Source organism: Micromonospora sp. DT46 (assembly GCF_049841735.1).
GTDB classification, from domain to species: Bacteria; Actinomycetota; Actinomycetes; order Mycobacteriales; family Micromonosporaceae; genus Micromonospora; species Micromonospora reichwaldensis.
Window position 1 is genome coordinate 172214 of the sequence record NZ_JBNCKW010000001.1, and the last position, 16996, is coordinate 189209.

The 16996-nt window shown below is 71.6% G+C and carries 15 protein-coding genes; 7 read left to right on the forward strand and 8 right to left on the reverse strand.

Annotated features, from left to right (window positions below; all coding sequences use genetic code 11):
* Positions 1-67: 67 nt before the first annotated feature.
* From ACLQ20_RS00780 to ACLQ20_RS00790, 3 genes are read left to right on the forward strand one after another with little or no spacing between them, the layout of a single operon-like run.
* A complete protein-coding gene (locus ACLQ20_RS00780) occupies positions 68-3370 on the forward strand; it encodes an NACHT domain-containing protein (protein WP_425853887.1) in 3303 nt (1100 codons plus the stop codon).
* A gap of 32 nt (positions 3371-3402) precedes the next feature.
* A complete protein-coding gene (locus ACLQ20_RS00785) occupies positions 3403-4575 on the forward strand; it encodes a sensor histidine kinase (protein WP_425853888.1) in 1173 nt (390 codons plus the stop codon).
* A complete protein-coding gene (locus ACLQ20_RS00790) occupies positions 4572-5234 on the forward strand; it encodes a response regulator transcription factor (RefSeq protein ID WP_358115765.1) in 663 nt (220 codons plus the stop codon). Before ACLQ20_RS00785 ends, ACLQ20_RS00790 begins: the two co-directional genes overlap by 4 nt.
* Positions 5235-5285: 51 nt before the next feature.
* Here ACLQ20_RS00790 and ACLQ20_RS00795 read toward each other — a convergent pair whose 3' ends face one another.
* Positions 5286-5633 (reverse strand): DUF6223 family protein, encoded by a 348-nt coding sequence (locus ACLQ20_RS00795; protein WP_425853889.1) that lies wholly within the window; start codon positions 5631-5633, stop codon positions 5286-5288.
* Between the two features lie 223 nt (positions 5634-5856).
* Here ACLQ20_RS00795 and ACLQ20_RS00800 point away from each other — a divergent pair, with 223 nt between their 5' ends.
* Positions 5857-6177, forward strand: coding sequence for a GYD domain-containing protein (locus ACLQ20_RS00800; protein WP_358115759.1), 321 nt, complete (start codon positions 5857-5859; stop codon positions 6175-6177).
* Between the two features lie 37 nt (positions 6178-6214).
* Here ACLQ20_RS00800 and ACLQ20_RS00805 read toward each other — a convergent pair whose 3' ends face one another.
* From ACLQ20_RS00805 to ACLQ20_RS00830, 6 genes are all read right to left on the reverse strand, one after another.
* Positions 6215-7030 carry an HNH endonuclease gene (locus tag ACLQ20_RS00805; protein WP_425853890.1) on the reverse strand — a complete coding sequence of 272 codons (816 nt, stop codon included), beginning with the start codon at positions 7028-7030 and terminating at the stop codon, positions 6215-6217.
* Between the two features lie 177 nt (positions 7031-7207).
* On the reverse strand, positions 7208-7942 hold the full coding sequence (locus tag ACLQ20_RS00810) for a hypothetical protein (RefSeq protein WP_425853891.1): 735 nt from the start codon (positions 7940-7942) through the stop codon (positions 7208-7210).
* A gap of 138 nt (positions 7943-8080) precedes the next feature.
* Positions 8081-8914 (reverse strand): peptidase, encoded by an 834-nt coding sequence (locus ACLQ20_RS00815; RefSeq protein ID WP_425853892.1) that lies wholly within the window; start codon positions 8912-8914, stop codon positions 8081-8083.
* Positions 8911-10221 (reverse strand): VWA domain-containing protein, encoded by a 1311-nt coding sequence (locus ACLQ20_RS00820; RefSeq protein ID WP_425854229.1) that lies wholly within the window; start codon positions 10219-10221, stop codon positions 8911-8913. The genes ACLQ20_RS00815 and ACLQ20_RS00820 overlap by 4 nt, the downstream gene beginning before the upstream one ends.
* 161 nt (positions 10222-10382) lie before the next feature.
* Entirely contained in the window at positions 10383-11453 is a 1071-nt protein-coding gene (locus tag ACLQ20_RS00825) for an FAD-binding oxidoreductase (RefSeq protein WP_425853893.1), read from the reverse strand.
* Positions 11450-11743 carry a hypothetical protein gene (locus ACLQ20_RS00830; RefSeq protein WP_425853894.1) on the reverse strand — a complete coding sequence of 98 codons (294 nt, stop codon included), beginning with the start codon at positions 11741-11743 and terminating at the stop codon, positions 11450-11452. Before ACLQ20_RS00830 ends, ACLQ20_RS00825 begins: the two co-directional genes overlap by 4 nt.
* Positions 11744-12269: 526 nt before the next feature.
* Between ACLQ20_RS00830 and ACLQ20_RS00835 the strand changes: the two genes are divergently transcribed.
* Both ACLQ20_RS00835 and ACLQ20_RS00840 read left to right on the forward strand, forming a co-directional pair.
* Positions 12270-13730: a helix-turn-helix domain-containing protein gene (locus ACLQ20_RS00835; protein ID WP_425853895.1), complete on the forward strand. Its 1461-nt coding sequence runs from the start codon at positions 12270-12272 to the stop codon at positions 13728-13730.
* Complete coding sequence (locus tag ACLQ20_RS00840; protein WP_425853896.1) at positions 13727-14656, forward strand: aminoglycoside phosphotransferase family protein; 930 nt, start codon at positions 13727-13729, stop codon at positions 14654-14656. The genes ACLQ20_RS00835 and ACLQ20_RS00840 overlap by 4 nt, the downstream gene beginning before the upstream one ends.
* A 161-nt stretch (positions 14657-14817) precedes the next feature.
* Here the strand turns inward: ACLQ20_RS00840 and ACLQ20_RS00845 are convergent, their stop codons facing one another.
* Positions 14818-15243 (reverse strand): DUF4259 domain-containing protein, encoded by a 426-nt coding sequence (locus ACLQ20_RS00845; RefSeq protein ID WP_425853897.1) that lies wholly within the window; start codon positions 15241-15243, stop codon positions 14818-14820.
* 153 nt (positions 15244-15396) lie between these two features.
* Here ACLQ20_RS00845 and ACLQ20_RS00850 point away from each other — a divergent pair, with 153 nt between their 5' ends.
* The gene (locus ACLQ20_RS00850; RefSeq protein ID WP_425853898.1) at positions 15397-16701 is read left to right on the forward strand and encodes a DNA cytosine methyltransferase; all 1305 of its coding nucleotides are present in this window, start codon (positions 15397-15399) and stop codon (positions 16699-16701) included.
* Positions 16702-16996: the final 295 nt, after the last annotated feature.

The following is a 16996-nucleotide window of genomic DNA, read 5'->3' on the forward strand; positions in this document are numbered from 1 at the left end:
CCCCTACCAGCGCGAACCCCTCTAGCGTGAACGTGAGGGCGGGGACGCCTCCGTCCGGTAACCGGCCATGTCGACCATGGGGGTGTCCGTGCGCGGGCCGAAACGTGGTCCGGTCTGGGCGGCCCAACTGTGGCTACGCCAGCGCCGGCGCCGGTGGCGCACCCGACGCGAACGCCGTACGGAGCGGGACAGCCGCCGGCGGACCGACGAGCGGGCCAGCAACCGGGTCAGGTGGCGCTACCGCCGCTGGCTGCGGTGGAGCATCGTCGCCGTCGCCTGGACGTTGCTGGGCTGGACCCTGCTCTCCCTGGTCCTGACGGTCCTCGGCACCGAGCCGCACTTCCTGCGGGTGACCCGGTGGTGCGAGGGAGACCAGCCGAGGGCGTACTACTGCGGGCAGGTGCAGGGCTTCGTCAAGCCCCTGATGGCCGCGGCGCTTGGCGTCGCGTTCTTCTACTACTGGCGCTACGTCCCGGTCCGCCGCTGGTACCGGCGCAACGTGCGGCGCAACAGCCGGATGGTGCTGCCCAGCGTCGAACGGGGCCTCGACCCGGCTGACGTCGTCGGCCGCGACGAGCTGTGCGAGCTGCTGATCCAGCGACTGCGCGACCGGGCGACCCGGCGCCCACTGCTGCTGGTGGGCGGCATCGGCACCGGCAAGACGGCCACCCTGGCACGCCTCGCGGAGATGCTGATGGCCGCCGACGTCGTACCGGTCGGGGTCGACCTGCGGTCGGTCACCGACCCGGAGAAGCTGAACTTCCGCGAGCTCGCCGTCGAACAGTTCGGACGCACCATCGACACCCGGCTGCGCGCCTCGGGCGAGGCCGACCGGATCTGGCGGAGGCTCTGGCTGGAGAACCGCCTCGTGGTGCTCGCCGACGGGCTGGAGGAGAGCCTCGCCGACGCCGCCCAGCCCGCCGACCGGGACAGCGTGCTGCGGGACGCCGTCCGGGCCGCCGTCCGCGAGCGGCTTCCCCTGGTGGTCACCTCGCGGCCCGACGACCCGCTGCGCGGGCTGGACGCGCTGCTGCTGCAACTGGAGCCGCTCGCCCAGGGTCCCGCCCTCGAATACGTGCAGGCCCGCAGCCGCCGCTCGGAGACGGGCCACCGGTGGGAGCGCATCACCGAACTGGTCAAGGCCGCCGACGTCGCGGACTCGCCGTTCTACCTGCGGGTCATCGGGCAGCTCCACGAGGTCGACCGGCTGGACCGCGTCGAGCCGGTGGGCCCGGGCCGGGTGGCGCTGCGCTGGTGCCTGCTGGAGGAGTGGTGCGCCGCCACCGTCGCCGGCGACCTGTACGAGGACTACGGCCTGCCGCAGGTCGAACGGTCCGACGCGATCGAGGTGCTCTCCGCCCTCGCCTGCATCGGACTGCGCGACAACCGACTGTCGGTACGGACGACAGAACTCACCGGCGGCGACGGCGCCACCGACGCCGGCCGGCGGTGGATCCTGACCGAGCTGCGCAACCGGCTGCGCAAGCTCGACGCCGGCAACGCCCAGGACGTCGGGCTGGCCGAGACCACCGGGGACGCGCTGAACATCGTGGTGAAGCGGCAGGAGGGGGTGCGTTTCCAGCACGGGGTGATCCAGGCGTACCTCGGCGCGCGCTTCCTCACCGCCGCCATGCGCGACCCCGGCTTCCTCGACCGCGCCTTCGCCCACCACCACGGCCCGGGGCGGGAGCTGCTGGCCGCCCTCACCCTGCACACCCGCAGTGCGGGCGCGTTCGCGCAACTGGACGGGCGACGCCAGCGGACCGTCCGGCCCGGGAACCTGCCCCGCCTCGGCGACGCCGTACGGCGCAGGGTGGGCCTGCCGGCGGAGAGCCGGGACGCGACCGCCACCCGGAAGACGTCGATCGACCTCGTGCGGCGGCTCTGCACCGAGGCGGCGCGCACCCCGAACCGCACCCGGGCGCTGGAGATGTTCGCGGCCGCGCTGGAGATGGACGCCGCCACCGGGCACACCTCGCACCGACGGCTGGCCGACACCATCCACCGCGCCTGGTGTCACTACCAGGGCGACGGGTCCGTCACCGACCGCCCGCTCGAAGACGCCAAGATCGCCCTCGTGCACCGGTACGGCGACGCCGCCCGGCAGCTCGCGGAGCGGCCCCCCGATCCCACCGGGCTCCGGTCGCGGCGACCCGCCCCGCAGTACGACCAACTGTTCCTGATGATGGCCGACGAGGGTTCCTATCTTCCCCGGCTGGCCGCGGCCCGGGAGATCGCCGCCGGCGGCAACGCGGCTGTCCGCGCGCTGCGCGGCCGGCTCTCCGACCCGCCGCGAGCGGACGAGTCACCGGGCCGGGAGCGCCTCGACGAGATACGGACCTGGATGACACCGTCGCTGTTCCTCTACGCGGACGACGAGCACGAACCCGGCGAACCCAACTGGCGGCACGAGGCCCACCGGGCCCTGCAACGCTGGGTGCACCGGCTGGCCACCAACGCCACCGACGGGGCCCGCGTCCACGAGCTCACGCTCGCCCAGGGGTTCCGCCTCGCGGCGAACTGCCGGGTCTACCCGGCGCACCGCAGCCTGCTGATCGAGGAGGCCGAGAAGGCGCTGCGGTACTCCCGGTTCTGGTACTCGCACCTGGTGCTCATCCAGGCGCTGACCCTGCTGGCACTGCCCCGCGATCCCGGCGAGACGCTGCGCGAGCGGGGCCACGGATCGGACCCGCGCGGACTGGTCGACTTCTGGACCTCGATCGCCGGCGGCGGCGATCACGCCCCGCACCACCACAGCGGCACCGACCACCCGCTCGTCCGCAAGGTCGCGGACCTGTGCGTCGAGTCGCTCGTCGACCGGCACCCCGAACGACGCTGCTGGATCGACGAGCGGGAGATAGTCGGTCGGGTGGGGACGGTCAGCCCACAGCCCGGCATCCGCCGGCTCCAGGACTCCTGGCTGCCCGCCTCGCACGGCTGGGCCGTCCTGGAACCACGGGCGCAACGACTGCTGGCCGACGTGATGCTGCTGCTCAACCTCGCCGACCGGGGCCGGGACAGCACCGAACGGGCCCGCCGGCTCACCCGGGCCAGCCGGCCCGAGCTGCCGCCGTGCCTCACCATCGACCGCACCGCCATGCGGGTCACCCTCAGCCGCCGCCAGGCCCACGACGTCCAGCCCGGCTCCACCTGCGTCGACGACTGCCCGTTCCGGCTGTGCCCGCTGCCGCCGAAGGGCGACGAGCTGCCGTACCAGATGGAGGAGGTCTTCTGCGCCCACCAGATCGACCTCGTCGGGCACTGGTTCCGGCCGGGCGCGCGGGCCGACTGGCAGGCGGTCAACCGCAGGGACCTGCGCACGTTCTGGCACGAGATGTCCGAGCGGATGGCCCCCGCCTGGCGCAAGTGAGCCGTACGGCGTCCGGCACTAGGCTTCGACGCATGTGGACGTCGCGATGGCACGGCCTGGCGGCGAAGGCGGCCCTGGCGCCGGTGGTCGGCCTCGTGGCCGTCGTCGGCCTGGTGGTGCAGGCGTCCGGCATCGACACCGGCGCCGAACGGGCGGCGCTGTTGGCGGTGCTGGCGTCCTCCGGCGCGCTCTACCTCCGCCGCCGCCATCCGGTGGCGGTGGGCGTGGTGGCGCTGGCTGCCGTCGGCGCGTACGGCGCGCTGCTGCACCGGCCCGGGCCGATCATGCTGGTGTTCGTCGTGGCGCTCTACACCGTCGTCGACGAGGGGCATCTCGGGGTCGCCGTCGGGCTCGGTCTCGCCTCGGTGGTCGCCTTCGCCGTCGCGGACAGCTACAACCGGACGGCCGAGAGTGTGAACGGGGCGACGCTGCTGCACGCCGGTTGGCTCGTCGCGGTCATCGTGGGCGTGACCCGCAACCGCCGGGCCTACCTCGCCGAGGCGCAGGCCCGGGTGCTGGCCGCGGAGCAGGGCAAGGAGGAGGAGGCCCGGCGACGGGCCACCGAGGAGCGGCTGCGCATCGCCCGTGAGCTGCACGACGTGCTCGGTCACCATCTCTCGCTGATCAACGTGCAGGCCAGCGCCGCGCTGCACCGCCCGGATCCCGACCGGTCCGCGCAGGCGCTCGCCGCGATCAAACAGACGAGCAAGGAGACGCTGCGGGAGTTGCGCACGACGCTCGGCATCCTGCGGCGGGAGGATGCGGCGCCGAGCGGTCCCGCACCCGGCCTCGACCGCCTGTACGAGCTGGTCACGACGGCCGGGCGGTCCGGGTTGGAGATCCGCACCGAGCTGGCCGAGACTCGCGCGCTGCCGCCGGAGGTCGACCTGGCGGCGTACCGGATCGTCCAGGAGGCGCTTACCAACGTGACCCGGCACGCCGGTGCGACCGCCGTGGTGATCCGGGTCCGACCGGACCGCGACGACGTGCTGCTGGAGGTCGAGGACGACGGCGCCGGCACGGCGGGCCAACCCGGCAACGGGATCCTGGGCATGGGCGAGCGGGCCCGGGCACTGGGCGGCTCGCTGACCACGGGCCCGGGCGTGGACGGCGGCTTCCGGGTACGCGCCCGCCTGCCGATACCGCCCGTCCCGGTGCCGGCGGGCCCGCCCGCGCCCCGACCGGGTCCGGGGGACGTGGCGTGATCCGGGTGCTGCTCGCCGACGACCAGACCCTGGTGCGCGCCGGGTTCGGGTCCATCCTGGGCGGTGAGGACGGCATCGAGGTGGTCGGCGAGGCCGCCGACGGTGCCGAGGCGGTGCGGCTCGCCCGGCAGCTGCGGCCGGACGTCGTCCTCATGGACATCCGGATGCCCCGGCTGGACGGCCTGGCCGCCACCCGGGAGATCGCCACGAGCTCCGACGTCCGCGTGATCATCCTGACCACGTTCGACCTGGACGAGTACGTCTACGGCGCGCTGCGGGCCGGCGCGAGCGGTTTCCTGGTCAAGGACACCGAGCCCGCAGAGCTCATCCACGGCGTGCGGGTGGTGGCGCGCGGTGACGCGCTCATCGCGCCGTCGATCACCCGCCGACTGATCTCCGAGTTCGCCGCCCGGGCCACGTACCCGGATCCGGGGCCGCGGCTGAACGCGCTGACGGAGCGGGAGCGTGAGGTGCTGGTGCTGGTCGCCGCCGGCCTGTCCAACGACGAGATCGCGGCGCGGCTGGTGCTGAGCCCGGCCACCGCGAAGACGCACGTCAGCCGGATCATGACCAAGACCCGAGTCCGGGACCGGGCCCAGTTGGTGATCCTCGCGTACGAGTCCGGCCTGACCGTTCCCGGCTGGCTCGCCCGCTCCTGACGGCGACCTCCGCGGCGCCGCACCGACCCGGCGCCCCTGGCCGGTCCACGATCAGGCGGTGCGCCGGGAACGCATCAGGGCCAGCCCACCGAGGACCACGGCGACCAGCCCCAGCACCAGGGCCACGTAGGCCCCGCCCCGCCCGTTTCCGGTGCCGATACCGCTGTCGGAGGTGGCCACGACCAGCCCGCCGAGGGCGACGCCCATCAGCCCCGCGGCCAGCGCCACGGTGGCCCCGAGCCGGCCGGAGCCGGTGCCGAACCGACCGCTGGGGCGGGCCAGAGCCAGCCCGCCGACGATCACGCCGGCCAGCCCCAGCGAAGCAGCGACGATGGCCCCGAGTCGGCCGGCGCTCATGGTGTAGGCACTGGTGGCGGCAAGCAGGTGACGGACGTTCATCGAGGATCCCTTCGCTCGCATGACGAGTACAGCCGGCAGCGTATGTACCGGCGTGGTCACGGGTCGTCATGCCGGAGTTGGCGATGCGCCTACCACCCGGGTTGCGCGCGCTCGGGGCGTCGTACCCCCCTGGTTGTTCCACGCCCTCGTCAATGGCGGGGCGGGCAGGACTAGTCGCCGGCACGTCGGGTACCCACGGCCGGGATACGGAGGTGACGCCCGGATGGCGAAGTTCCTACTCACGTCGACCTACACGGTCGAGGGGATCAACGGGTTGATGAAGGACGGCGGCACGACACGCGCCGAGGTGATCCGAGCGTTGATCGAGAACTCCGGTGGCCGGATGGAGGCGCTGTACTTCGGGTTCGGCCAGTACGACACCTACGTCGTCTGCGATCTGCCGGACCACCGGACCGCCGTCGCCCTGGCCGTCACCATCCGGGCGGCCGGCGGCCTGGACACCCGGGTCAGCCCGCTGCTGACCCCCGAGGACGTGGACGAGGCGCTCGGGATGCAGGTGGCGTACCAGCCGCCGGGAGCCTGATCCGTCGACCCGGCCGCCCCGGAGTCGACGGAACGTGTCACGGCATGCCGGCCACCTCCCGGCGGTGGGCACGCAGCGCGCCGGGATCCGGGCGGTCCGCCGTACGGGCCGGGGGACGCAGTTCCCGGCCGTGCCATTCGGCGTAGTGCGCGGCCTCCGCCTTGACCCGGACGCGGAGCTGCTCGTCGACCCAGATCAGGCCACGGTCGAAGAGGTTGTGCACGTCGGCCCGGAGCAGCAGACCGTTGGTGACCCTGTTCGTGGCGGGCCCGTCGTACGGCGCGATGTGGGCGGCCTGGAGCGCGGCCTCGGTGTCGCAGCCGGTGATCGCGCAGCGCCGCCCGTACGCCTCGATGAGCCTGCGCCGGAAGTCGGCCTGCCCCTGGCGGGCGGTGACCTCCGCGAGCCGGCGGCGACGCCCCTCCGGCAGGGCCTCGGGCTCCGGCACCCCGCTCGCTTCCAGCGCGTCGACGACGCGGTCGAGCTCGGTCGCGCTCATCTCCCGCACGCCACGCACCGAACCCGCCGGCAGTACGGGCACGTCCTCCTCGCTGTCGAGGAGGCGCCGGGTCAACTCGGCGTCCCACCGGACCGCGACCCGCCATTCCAGCCCGTCCTCCGTCGCCCGCTGACGAGGGTCGTCCCAGGCGACTCCCGCCGCGACGAGGCGTGCGGGTGGCTCGGTGGCGTAGGCCCAGATCCGGTCTCCGGCGGCGATCTGGTGATAGCCGGCGGAGAGCTGCCAGTCGCCCACCGCGTCGCTGCGGAAGTACTCCCAGACGTCCTCCCCCGACGAGCTGTCGCCCGCGTTCACCGGGCAGAGCCAGTCGGTCTGCTCGTGCCGGCCGAGCACCGCGTCGGCGAGCGGCTGGTTGTGGCCCCGCGCGTGCAGGGTCCGCGACTGAAGCAGCGGTTCGGTGAGGGCACGGGCGGCCAGGACGACGCGCTCGTCCGCGAGCGCCGCGATCAGGTCCTCGACGTCGCCGGCGAGGACCTCCTGGTCCGGCCCGGCGTCGACGTAGTCCGACGGCTATCTGGTGAGGCCGGGATGGGCCGCCCGGAAGCCTGCCGGCGTCCAGTGCCCGTCGAGCACCGACTTCCGGACGACCACGAAGCCCTCGGCCCGCGCGTTGGCGCCCGGTTCGGTCGGCTCGTGCAGCACGAACGTCTCCATCGTCTTCATGGAGACCGCCGACAGCCGTGGCGGATCCGTCCGGGTGCCGGGCAGGCAGGAAAGCGCCCAGTGGTCCCGCTCGGTGGCCGCCGCGTCCGGCACCACCGCGTCGAGGTAGGCCCGGTTGGCCGCCACCACCGAGTCGAGGTACGGGCCGTCGGCCAGCCGCTCGAAGCGGCTCACGGCATCCGTGGACGTGACCCGCTGCCCGGGCAGCAGCCGGTTGAACCGGGGAGCGACCAGGGTGAGCAGGGCCTCCTTGAGCGCCTTCGGGTCACCCGTCTCCCGCCACCTGATCTCGCACCGACCGAGCCACGCGGCGACCTCGGCGGCGGTCGCCTGCCGGCCGAGTTCCCGGTCGAGCAGCTCGCCGACCTGCTTGTGCAGCACCGACGAGCCCCGGTTGCCCCGCAGGTGGGTGCGGAGTCGTTCCCGCAGGGTCCGCCCCGTCTCGCCCACGTAGACGATGTCGCCGTCGAGGAGCACGACGTGTGTCCCCGGCGCGAGGGGCGCAAGGGCCGCGGTGTCGGGTGTGAACGGCTTCGGTTCGGTGAAGGGATCGAGCAGACCGTCGAGAGTGGAGTCCGGCATCCGGGGGAGGCTACCGGCGCCGGCGCCGACGCGTGGTCCGGCACTGCTGAGCGCGGGAGGCGAGGGTCGGCGTACGCGTCCGTGCTGACGGCAGGGCGGGCATGGCCCGTTCGGTCAAGCCCGCCCTGCCGTCATCGGTCAGCCGACGCGCTGGCGGGGGCGGGTCAGGGCGAAGCCGACCACGCCTGCGACGGCGGCCAGGATGCCACCGCCGATGGTCCAGTACCAGCGGGACGACAGGCTCGGCCATTGCACCCAGTCGAACCAGCCGTCCTCCTCGCCACCGGCCGCCCCCGGGGCCGGAGTGCTGGCGGCCGGATCGCCGGCGAGCACCTTGCCCGGGTTCACCGCCGGGACCAGGGGCTCCTTCAGGTCGCCGCCCTCCGGCTCGGTGTCGCCGTCGGACTCCACCCCGACCAGCAGGCTCACCTCGATCGGCAGGCCCAGCTCCTGCTCCGGCAACTCGATGCCGGACAGCCGGACGTAGTAGGTGCCCGGCAACGGGTCACCCGACCACGGCTCGGCCCACGAGCGCACCTGGCGCAGCTCGCAGTCGAGTTCGACGGTGGCGGCGCTCTTCGACGCCACCGGGGTCTGCGCCCCTGCCACACACGCCTGCCGGCGGCGCAGCCCGTCGAAGACCTCGACCGTCCAGGTGGAGTCGCCCTTCCGGCTCGCCGCGGCGGGCAGCGACACGGTGGCCGCCACGTGATGGGTGTCCCCCGCCGCGGCCGTGAACGACCAGTACAGGTAGTCGCCCACGGAGGCGCCGACCCGTACCGGCTGGCCGGGGCTGATCCCGGCGGCGGTGAGGAACGAGGTGCCGGCCTTGTTGATGGTGGCGGCCCCCGGCGACGGGGTGGGCGTGTCCGCGCTGGCGGCGGCCGGCAGCGCGATGGCGATGCCGGTGGCGGCGAGCAGCGCCGCCGCCCGGCGGGCCGAGGTCAGGGCCGGAGCCTTCCGCATCGTCATCGGGTCCTCCAGACCGCTACCCACCAGCGGGTCAGCCAACCAACGATCAGCCCACTGAGCAGGCCCGCGAGCATGAGTACGCCCAGCAGCACCCAGCCCCGGCCGAGACCCGGACTGTTCGGGGCGGGCGACGCGTCGACCAGGTCGATGGTCAGTTCGAGCGGCATGCCCGGAGCCGCACCGGCGCCCGCCTTCGCGGAGAAGGAGTTGCTGACCACCAGGCAGACGACGGTGGGCTCGGGAGCCTTCTCCGTCGACTCCGTGAAGACGCCGCCCTTGTCGTCGTCCGCCGACTCCTCCTCGTCCTCGTCGTCCGCCGCCGACCAGCGCACGCCGGTCGACAGCACGTCGGTACGACCGCTGCCGGCGTCGTTGCCCCGCACCAGTTCCCGCCCGTCGGTGGCGGTGGCCCGCAGCAGTACGCCGTAGTCCCGGTTCAACGGCCGGTCCAGGCCGATGCTCACCGAGGCCCGCAGCTCCTGCCCCGGCTGGACCGGGATCCGGTACCACCGGTGCTCCTCGAAGCGCTCCCGGTCGGTGTAGACACCGGGGGTGAGCACGGGCGCCTTGGCGCAGACGTCGGTGCCGGCCACCTTCGCCGGCGTCTTCGTGTGCGTGTCCTTGGCCCGTTCCACGATCTGCTTGATCCGCCGGGTCAGGTCTTCCTTGCTCTGCGCCGAGGTGTAGGTCCCGCCGGTCGCCGAGGCGATGCAGACGAGCTGCTTGCGTACCTTCTCGTCCGGGATGAGGCCGAGCGTGTCGACCACCAGTTTGGTGCCCTGGGCGGCCAGCTCGCGGGCCACCTCGCAGGGGTCCGGCGGCGCGCAGGTGTCCTCGCCGTCGGTGATGAGCACGATGCGCCGGGTGGTTTCGCCGGTGCCGAGGTCCTTCGCCGCCTCGCGCAGGGCCAGCCCGACGGGGGTGAAGCCGGTCGGGCGCAGGGTGGCGATGGCGTTCTTGGCCTTCACCCGGTCGACGGGGCCGACCGGTACGAGTTGCTGGGTGTCCTGGCAGCCGACCTTCTTGTCGTCCCCGCCGTAGGTGGCGCCGAGGACGCGGATGCCGAGATCCGTCGTCTCGGGCAGCGCGTCCACGACGTCGTTGAACGCCTCCTGGGCCACGGCGATACGGGAACGCCCGCCGATGTCCTTGGCGCGCATCGAGCCGCTGACGTCGAGGACCAGCTCCACTTTGGGCGGCTCGACGGGTTCGGTCTCGTGCTCGTCGGCGTAGGCGGGAGGCACGCCCAGTGTCGGGAAGGCCACCAACAGTCCTAAGAGGACCGCTGGAAGCCGTCGTTTGATCATCACGGCGCCGATCCTAGTGATCACCAACCTTCCGGCCGATCCGGCGGCATCGCCATCGTCCAATCAGGATCACTCGGACCCATCGACAGCCGACTCGCTCCCCCGGTGGTCGTCGCGACTCCGACGCGGCGGCGTCGGAGGGTCGCGCAGGAGCTCGGCCGTCAGGGCCTCGGCTCCGCCGGCAGGTGGATGCGGTCGGCGGGCACCCCGGCGGCGAGCAGCCGCAGCCGCGCGCCGGCAAGCATCGGGGGCGGGCCGCAGACGTACACGTCGTCGTCGGGGCGGCGATGGTCGAGGGCGATCGTGAGGGCGTCACCCTGCTCGGCGGGCTCGGCGCCGGGATCATGGCTGAAGGCGGGCACGACGGTCAGCCAGTCGTGGGCTTGCTGGAGCTTGTCGAGGGCGGTCGCGTCGTACAGGTCCGCGAAGGCGCGCGCGCCGACGACCAGGGTCACCCGCCGGCCATCGGGCGCGGCGGCGACCTGCTCGACCAGGGCGCGCAGCGGCGCCAGCCCGGTACCCCCGGCGACGAGCAGCAGGTCCCGCCGCGCGGACGGGTCCAGGCTCAGCCCGGCGTCGCGCGGCGGGCCGAGGTGGAGCAGCTCGCCGGGGCGTACGTCGTGGACGAGGCGGTGGGCGACGGCCCCGGCGGCGACGGCGCGGACGTGCAGCTCGACGGTGCCGTCGGGGCGCGGGGCGTTGGCCGGGGAGAGCCAGCGCCAGCGGCCGGGCCGGCGCGGTGTGCAGACCGGGACCGCCTGGCCGGGCCGGTGGGTCAGGCGCTGCCAGGGGCGTACGGTCAGGATGGCGATCGTGTCGCACGGCCGGTCGTGGCCGATCACCTCGGCGGGGCACCAGGCCGGGCCATCCTCGGCGCGGGCGGCGGCGCGGCGCACGGCCTCGTCGGCGCGGCGGCCGGCGTGCTCCCAGGCGTCGGCGAGCCGCGGCGTCCACAGTGGGCGGGCGCGCCGGGCGACGGCGGCGAGCAGCGCGTCGCCGATGGTGGCGGCGTGCGGCAGCAGGCCATGCCGGCGGTACACGCGGCCGAGCACCGCCAGCAGCGCCGCCCGCCCGGCCGGGTCGTCGCCGCCGACGGTGAGGCGGCCGAGCGCGGCGAAGAGCAGCGGCGCGTCCCGCTCGGGAAGCAGGCCGGGGCGGCGGTCCTCCAGCGTGCACCAGAAGTCGTCGGCGCCCCGCTCGACGGCTGCCTCCCAGGCGGCGACGATGGTCACGCGCCCACCTCGCCGGCAAAGGCCCGGCGGGCGCGGGCGATCCGCTCGTCGGGCTCGTCGAGCGCCCAGAGCACCCCCGCCAGGTAGTCGACGATGCGCCGGTGCTGCTCCTCCGACAGGCCGAACCCGCGCCACGGGTCCTCTCTTGGCTGGCCTTCGAGGGCCCCGGCAAGGCCCGCTGCCAGGTGCGCGCCGAGCCGCTCCAGGTCGACCCCGATGAGGTACGGCGACAGCTCCGCGTCCGCCACCACGAGCCGCAGCCACCGCCCGACCACCTCCTGCACGCTCATGCCCAACCGCCCGGTTCGACCTGGGACGGACTTGAGCACCGGGAATCGTCGACGGAGGTGGCCATGCCGGCTCCTCATGGGTGTAAGGAAGGTGCCCTTGCTAACGGATTCGGTAGAGGAAGGGCCCCTTGCGAAGGGTTGGAGTGGCGCCGGGGCGGGCGGAAGCGGAGCTGTGTCGTTCGGGAATCGACGCAGTTCCGCAGCCAGCACCCGCCCCGGGCCATGCGTCGACCTTCGGCTCGGGCCGGGGCTCCCGGTATGCCGCGATGATCCTGATGGCAATGCACGCTGTGCATCCGACAAGTCACTCTCTGCCTGAGGCTTCGAGTCGCTCGCCTCCCTACGCGTTCGGCCCTGTCGAGCTGCCCCGTCCATGAGGGCATGTCCTTGCCGGGCAAGCGACGAGCGGCGTGGATGACCGCGCGAATATGCGCGCTGCGTATACCGATCCTGCACGGAGTGGCTTGAATGGATAGGCTCGACGAGGCGGAATGGACGGAGCCACCTGCGCATGGCGAGGTTGCCGGTGACACACGCGAACTGCCCCCGGTGCGGCGGACGGTTGGCCCGCGACAACGACAGCGGGCGCTGCGCGCCGTGCCAGGCCGCCGAGCGGGACAGGTTGAGCGCGCCGCCGGTGGTGCCGGCAAGCTTCTGGGAACACGAGCCGGTGCGGCGGGCGCTGGCGGAGCGCCACCTCGGGCGGGCCATCCGGGCGTATCGGTGCCACCCGTACCACGGGCGGGCCGCGTTGCCGCAGACCGTGGTGGCGGGGTGGCTGGGGATCACGCAGGCGCAGCTCAGCCGGGTGGAGAACGGTCCGCCGCTGGTGCACCTGGACCGGTTGACGCACTGGGCGCAGGTGCTTCGCATCCCCTTGGCACGCCTATGGTTCGCGCTTCCGGGCCAGGCCCCCCAATCGAGCGACACCGCTGCGGAGGTCAGTTCTCGACCTGGCCAGCAGTCCTCGGGACCCGACGAGGGTCGGCGGGCACTGTTAGCCGGTATCGCTGCCGTCGCCGCAGGCGCGGGACTCGTCGGTGGGGTGGGGCTCGTCCAGCCCCGACGAATCGGCGCAGCGGATGTCGCTCGGCTCAACGCAGTGCTGGAGCTGTACCGCTCGGTGGACTATGAATGCGGTGGCGGGCTGCTGTACCAGGAGGTGGCCCGCTTCGCCGAGTCGGTGTACCGCATGCTCGACTGGTCGCACCCGGCCGGGCTGACGCCAAGCCTCGTCGCTGCGGTGGCTGCAGCACGCCAACTGGCCGGTTGGACGGCGCTCGACGCGGGTCGGCACCATGACGCGCAGCGGCACTTCGTCGCAGGCGAACGGGCCGCGCTGACCGCTGGAGATGTGTTGCTGGCAGCGATGATCCGATATTCGCAGGCCAAACAGCTTCAACACCTCCGACACAACCGAGACGCACTCGCAACGCTGCAGCTCGCTCACGCGCAGCTTGGGACACACGCCACCCCGGCGATCAGGGCTCTGCTCTGGGGCGCGGAAGCCGCCTCCGTCGCGGCACTCGGCGACCACCGGACCGCCGTGACCACCCTCGGCAAGGCGAGCGATCAGTTCGAGCGCATCGACAGCGAGCGCGAGCCGGGCTGGTTGGGCTTCTACGACCGCGGCGAGTTGTTCGCCCAGTACGGCCGCGTGCACCGGGACAAAGCGCGGGAGGACCGCAGGCATGCGCCCGAGGCAGTTCGCTGGGTCCAAAACGCCATAGCCGCGTTTGGTCCGGCGAACGTGCGTAGCACGGTACTGAACGAGGTTGGGCTGTGCAGCGCATTGTTCCTCGCCGACGAACCGGAGCGGGCGCTTGCGGTAGGCGCCCGCGTCGTGGAGCTGGCACGAACGATGAGTTCGAAGCGAGTGATCGATCGGGTCGTCAATCTGCGCCGCGATCTGGCGCAGCATCGCGGGCTTCCGCAGGTCGCCGAGTTCGAGTGCCGCCTCACGGCTCACGCTTCGGCAACCAGATGAGTGGACGGTTCTCCGAGGAGGCGATGACGGCGGCCATGCGGCAGGTCGCCACCGATCTAGGCGTCCCGTCGGATGACGCTGAACTGCTACGACTGACCAACAACGCCGTCTTCGCCCTGCCTCACTCTGGGATCGTCATCCGGATCGCGCGCACCTATCGGCTGCGTGACCGGGTGACGAAGGTCGTTCAGCTCGCGCGCTGGAGCGCCGAAATTGACGCACCGACGATTCGCCTGGCGACGGACGTCGAGCAGCCGGTTGAGGTCGGCGACCTGGTCGCCTCGATCTGGACGTACGTTCCGCCACGGTCGCCTGCCCCGGCGGTGAAGGACCTCGGCCTGGTGTTGCGCAAGTTTCACGCCCTCGGCGTTCCTCCCTTTCCGCTACCCGTCTGGGATCCAGTCCGTGACGCACGCCGACGGCTGGACGACGCAGATGGGCTTGGCAGTCACGACCGTGACTTTCTGGTCGAGTGGTGCGACCGAGTCGAGCCACAGATCTATGCCCTCAACCAACGCGCGGAGCGGATGCTCATCCACGGGGACGCTCACGTCGGCAACCTGCTTCGAGAGCCGTCAGGCCGGACAGTCATGTGTGACTTCGACGCCACGTGCGTCGGGCCCTGGCAGGTTGACCTGGCAGCAGTTGCCGCCGGCGAGGCTCGATTCGGAGGCACAGGAGCGCACCGTGCGTTGGCCAACGCCTACGGCATCGACGTCACCTCTGACCCGTCGTGGCCGATCTTTCGCGAGGCCCGCGAGCTGAAGATGATCGTCGCTGCCGTGCCGCTGCTGGCCACCTCGGCAACAGTCGCTGCCGAATTCGTCATCCGACTCCGTTCGGTGCAGAACGATGATCACGATGCGCGCTGGACGCCGTTCGCGGATCTCTCCAAGCCGACCAGGAGAGCGAGATTCGTCTGTTGACTCCAAGCCGTTCGAAAACTCGGCGTAGCACGTCGTGGATGCACCGACTCGTGCCGGCTAGCTTCACGACCGCCGCGAACGAAGAGCTCGGTCAAGACTGACCCTGCCGTTAGGACGCGCAGAGCTATTCATAGAGGAGGTCGCATGGACCTCAGCGCCCCCTATGCCATCGTTGCCGAGCCGAGACTAAGCCGGAGTTCCTCGATGACGGCTAGCGCCTCTTCCTCTTCCACGTCGTCAGCCCACCGTTGACGCCAGGTCGAGCCGTTCGCGAGTACCACGTCGAGGGCCCGCATGGCCAGGGCCTGCAGCGATGGGCTTACCCGGATGTCCCGTCGGCCAAGCAGGAATCGTGGAGCGTAGGCCGAATCCGAGGCTGGTGCGCCGGTGAGCGACTGGAGCACGGTCGCGGCGGCCGCAATCGCTCGGGCGGCCTCGCCTGCGGGGAGGGCCGGCCCGGACGACACGACCGCTTCGAGAACGTCGCGTACAAGCTCGGTCCTCTGGGCGGGAGCTGTTGTCTCCAGGATGCCGCACCACTCGACCGCGTCATCGTTGTCGAACGGACCGAGCTGCCAGGTCGCCATCACCCCTCCTCTGACTGGCGTAACCAAACCACATCCTTGAGGTGGTCCAACTTCCGGCCTTGGCTCTGGGCCGAGGGCGCGACCGCACGCATGAGCGCCCTACACCGGGAGAGTCCACTTCCAAGATCGATAACTCCGCGGTATGCTCCTGCCATGTCTGAACCGCCAGGAGAGCCCACCAGTGATCGGACGTCCGTGGAACTTTTCGCGGGCGGCGGTGGTCTGGCGATGGCCGTCCACAGAGCAGGCTTCCGCCCGCTCCTGGTCAATGAACTCGTCAAGCACGCGTGCGACACGCTCAAAGCGAACGCGGCCACTTCCCGAGGCGAGAGCGAGCACATCCCCTCCCCTGGCGAGCGATGGCCCCTCGTCGAGGGGGACGTTCGCGACATCAAGCTCGACTATTTGTGGGACCGCGTAGACTTACTCGCTGGCGGGCCACCCTGCCAACCGTTCAGCCTTGGCGGCGTCGCGAGAGGCGACGAGGACAAGCGCAACATGTTCCCGGAGATGTTCCGCGCCATTCGCAACATTCAGCCTAAGGCCGTGATGTGCGAGAACGTGCGCGGCCTACTACGTCCGTCCTTCAAACCGTACTTCGAGTACATTGAGCGGGAGTTGCGGCTGCCATTCGAGGAACGGGAGGTCAACGCCACGTGGCGTGAGCATGACGAGGTGCTGCGGGAGCGCCTAAATGAGGAGCCGACAGACCCGAAGCGGCGATACGATGTATTAACCACGACGGTGAATGCCGCCGATTATGGCGTGCCGCAGATCCGTAACAGGATCATCATTGTGGCGTTTAGGGCAGACCTCGGCATCGATGTCGAGCGCTTCAAGCAAGCCGTGCGCCCGCAATACTCGGAAGCCGCGCTGATCCGGTCGATGTTCAATGGCTCTTACTGGCGGCGGCATCCTGACGTCCCCGACCATGTGCGTCGACGTGTCATGTCGCGACTGCCGGACAGCGCTCCAGAGGATGACGGCATGCTTCCCTGGCGCACGCTGCGGGACGCCATTAAGGGGCTTAACGGGCAGCGCCCGCTACCGCCGGTACCGTGGGACCGATTGGACCGGCGAGAGTACCGGCTCGGTGGCTTCACCGATCACATCGGCTGGCCAGACGCCCGCATCTACGCGGGCCACACCCCGAACGAGCTTGACCGACCAGCGAAGACTGTGAAAGCCGGCGTGCATGGCGTACCTGGTGGGGAGTCGGTGCTGTTGACTGACGAGCTGCTGGCCGAACCACTCCATGCGTCGCAATATACCTACCGACACAGATACATGACGGTACGCGAAACCGCACGGGTCATGACCTTCCCCGACGACTGGAAGCTTGCCGGTCCTCGTGGGGAGCAGATGCGCCAACTCGGCAACGCGGTTCCCGTCCTGCTCGGCGAATTCTTCGCCCGAGCAATCGCCACTGCACTTGATGAGGTCGAGAGCCAGCCATGACGTCATCGCCGGTCCGACCCGACCAGCGCTGGGCGGACAAGCCCCCCGACCCGAGAGCTTGGAAAGGGCGAAAGGGTCGCAGCAGGCGAGCCGCGTCCGCTGAACAAGATCGGGCTGCAGGTGGACCTGATCGCCGGTGGGTCGACCTCGGTGATGGACGTCAGGCACGGGCGTCAGTCGAACTCAAACTGCTACCCCGAACTCGGCGAATCCGCGCTTATCTGCGGTGGTCAGATAGCGGGCGCTCACCCGCCCGCTATCTCGGCGAGGCCGAGCACGCCACTCGAGCTGAGAA

Excerpts from the sequence above, each read along its gene's own strand:
- ACLQ20_RS00820 (WP_425854229.1), bottom strand. The coding sequence starts at position 10,221 with ATGATCAAACGACGGCTTCCAGCGGTCCTCTTAGGACTGTTGGTGGCC.
- ACLQ20_RS00785 (WP_425853888.1), top strand. The coding sequence starts at position 3,403 with ATGTGGACGTCGCGATGGCACGGCCTGGCGGCGAAGGCGGCCCTGGCG.
- ACLQ20_RS00780 (WP_425853887.1), top strand. The coding sequence starts at position 68 with ATGTCGACCATGGGGGTGTCCGTGCGCGGGCCGAAACGTGGTCCGGTC.
- ACLQ20_RS00795 (WP_425853889.1), bottom strand. The coding sequence starts at position 5,633 with ATGAACGTCCGTCACCTGCTTGCCGCCACCAGTGCCTACACCATGAGC.
- ACLQ20_RS00810 (WP_425853891.1), bottom strand. The coding sequence starts at position 7,942 with ATGCCGGACTCCACTCTCGACGGTCTGCTCGATCCCTTCACCGAACCG.
- ACLQ20_RS00830 (WP_425853894.1), bottom strand. The coding sequence starts at position 11,743 with ATGAGCGTGCAGGAGGTGGTCGGGCGGTGGCTGCGGCTCGTGGTGGCG.
- ACLQ20_RS00840 (WP_425853896.1), top strand. The coding sequence starts at position 13,727 with ATGAGTGGACGGTTCTCCGAGGAGGCGATGACGGCGGCCATGCGGCAG.
- ACLQ20_RS00845 (WP_425853897.1), bottom strand. The coding sequence starts at position 15,243 with ATGGCGACCTGGCAGCTCGGTCCGTTCGACAACGATGACGCGGTCGAG.
- ACLQ20_RS00850 (WP_425853898.1), top strand. The coding sequence starts at position 15,397 with ATGTCTGAACCGCCAGGAGAGCCCACCAGTGATCGGACGTCCGTGGAA.
- ACLQ20_RS00800 (WP_358115759.1), top strand. The coding sequence starts at position 5,857 with ATGGCGAAGTTCCTACTCACGTCGACCTACACGGTCGAGGGGATCAAC.
- ACLQ20_RS00815 (WP_425853892.1), bottom strand. The coding sequence starts at position 8,914 with ATGACGATGCGGAAGGCTCCGGCCCTGACCTCGGCCCGCCGGGCGGCG.